The 2,761-nt window shown below is 69.9% G+C and carries 1 protein-coding gene; it reads right to left on the bottom strand.

Annotated features, from left to right (window positions below):
* The coding region (locus tag LO762_RS32175; RefSeq protein WP_230620129.1) for a non-ribosomal peptide synthetase at window positions 1-2,761 on the bottom strand (2,761 nt) is incomplete at both ends.

The raw sequence follows: 2,761 nt of genomic DNA, 5'->3' as shown, positions 1-2,761 counted from the left end.
GTCCCACGCGGGCGGTGCGCCCTGGGTTCTGGCGCGGTAGGCGGTCGAAAGGTCGTCCAGCAGGAGGGGGAACGACCATTCGTCCACCGCGTGGTGGTGCATCGCCAGTACAAGAACCCACTCGGCGTCGTTGACGCGGAGCAAGGCAGCCCGGATCGGGAGGTCCGCGCCCAGATCGAACCGGCCCTGGACAACCTCGGCCACCCGCGCGTCGCTGAACGGCTCCACCTCCAGCGGAAGCCGGGAGGCCGCGTTGTCCTCGGACACGACGTCCTGACGTAGCCGCCCGTCCTCCTCAACGATCAGCGTCCGGAGTGCCTCGTGGCGGGCCACGACGTCCCGGAGAGCGGCGGTGAGGGCGGCTTCGTCCGGGGTGCCGGTGAGTCGGAGCACGAGCGGGACGACGTAGCGGCCGCCGGGGCCGCCGAGCTGCTCGATCAACCACAGCGACTGCTGCCCGTAGGAGACCGGCAGCACGTCGGGTCGCGGCACCTCACCGACGAGCGGGAGCGGCGGCGTGGTGTCCGGGGCGGAGCCGTCGATGAGGTCCGCCAGCCGGGCGACGGTCGGGCGGTCGAAGACGTCCCGCAGGGTCAGATTCGCGCCCAGCCGGGCTCCGGCGCGGGCGACGGCGCGGGTGGCCAGCAGCGAGTGTCCGCCGAGCCGGAAGAAGTCGTCGTCCACCGACAGCGCGGCGTCCTCGGGCAACCGCAGGACCTCACGGAACACCTCGACGAGCACCCGCTCGGTCGGGGTCTGCGGCTCGCGTCCGGCCGCCCCGCCCAGCTCGGGCGTCGGTAGGGCGCGCCGGTCCAGCTTGCCGTTCGCCGTCACCGGCAGGGCGTCAAGCTGGGTGAAAGTGGTGGGCACCATGTATTCGGGCAGCCGCGTTTCGGCGTGGGCGCGTAGTGCCTCTATGGGTGCGGACGTGATGGCGTAGGCGGCGAGGAATTTGCCGCCTGCGGGGTGGTCGAGGGCGACGACGGCTGCGGCTGAGACGTCTTTGTGGGTCTCCAGGACGTTGCGGATCTCGTCGAGTTCGATGCGGAATCCACGGATCTTGACCTGGTCGTCTACGCGGCCGAGGAATTCGAGTTGTCCCTGGTTGTTCCAGGTGACGAGGTCTCCGGTGCGGTAGAGGCGTTGGCCTGAGTCGTCGGCTATGAACCGTTCTGCGGTCAGGCCGGGGCGGCCCACGTAGCCGTCGGCGAGTTGCACGCCGCCCAGGTACAGTTCGCCGACGACGCCGGGGGCGGTCGGTCGCAGCCAGGCGTCGAGTACGACCGCCCGCACGTTCGCGACCGGGCCGCCGATCGGCACGACCGGGACGTGGGTGAGGTCCACGTCGGCGAGGCTGATTCCGGTGGCGTCCACGGCTGCTTCGGTCGGCCCGTAGGTGTTCCAGACGTTCACACCAGGAACGTCCTGGAGGCGGCGGCCCAGGGCTGCGGGCAGTGCCTCACCGCCGAGTGACAGGTGCCTTACGGGTGAGGTGGCGGGGTCGAATTCGGTGTCGAGCATCGCTTGCAGCACGGTCGGGACCAGCTCAACGAACCCGATCGGTTCGTCGCGCAGAATCGTGGCGAGGTATTCGGGGTCGCGTTCACCGGCCGGTCGGATGAGCCGGACTGCGGCTCCGACGGTGAGCGGCCAGAAGAATTCGGGAACGGCGACGTCGAATCCGACGGACGTCTTCTGTAGCACCCGTTCCGTTGCCGTGATGGGGAAGGTGTCCTGTCGCCAGGCGATCAGGTTGACGATCGCCTGGTGCGAGACGGCGACGCCCTTGGGCCGACCCGTCGTCCCGGACGTGAAGATCACATAAGCGACATCGCGTGACGACAGCGGCCGCGACAGTTCCGGCGATTCGGCCGAACCGGCGGTGAGTGCCGTCGCCACCTCGGGGTCGTCCAGCAGGAGCCGACCGACGGTGACGTCCGCCAGCCCGGCCGCGCTGGCCGAGTCGGTCGCCACAAGAACCGGGGTGGAGTCCGCCAAGATTGTCTGTATCCGACCTGCCGGATATGACGTGTCGATGGGCACGAATGCCGCGCCCACGCGCACGATCGCGGCCAGGGTCACGACAAGGTCGACCGAGCGCGGCAGGATCACCGCGACCCGGTCGCCGATCCCGACGCCCCGGTCCAGCAGGATCCGGGCCGCCGCGTTCACCCGCGCGTTGAACCGCGCGTACGTCAGCGCCGTACCGTCGTCGCCGACCACCGCGACGCCGTCGGGGGTCGCGGCCGCCTGCTGCCGGATCAGCCCGTCGAGGGTCGTGTCGGGGACGTCGAGCGGCTCGCCGTGCACAGCGGGGATGCTGTCGGTGGGCAGGAGTTCGGCGATCGGCAGGGTCGGGGTTGTCGCGATGGCCGTTAGGACCTGCTCGAACGCGGCGATGAACCGGTCGATGGTGGCTGGGTCGAGGATGTCGGTGTCATACGTGAGTTGGCCGTCGAGGCCGGTTCCGGTTTCGACGAGGTCGAGTTCGAGGTCGGTCTTTGCGGCGGCGAGGGTGGCCGGGACGTTCTCAACAACAAGGCCGTCGAGGACGACGTCGTCGGTCTGCGGGTCGGCGTGGTGGGTGACCATGACCTGGAAGAGCGGGTTGCGGCCCTGGGCCCGTTCCACACCCGCGACCCGCGCGACCTCCTCAAAAGGCGCGGCCTGGTGGGCGAAGCCGTCGAGAACGTTCTGTCGGGTGCGGAGCAGGAGGTCGGCGATCGTGTCGGCGGGCTTGAGCCGGTGCCGTACGGGCAGC

This window comes from Actinocorallia sp. API 0066 (assembly GCF_020991275.1).
GTDB lineage: Bacteria > Actinomycetota > Actinomycetes > Streptosporangiales > Streptosporangiaceae > Actinocorallia.
The sequence above is the reverse complement of the archived record's forward strand: the minus strand, read 5'-3'. Positions and strand labels throughout refer to the sequence as shown.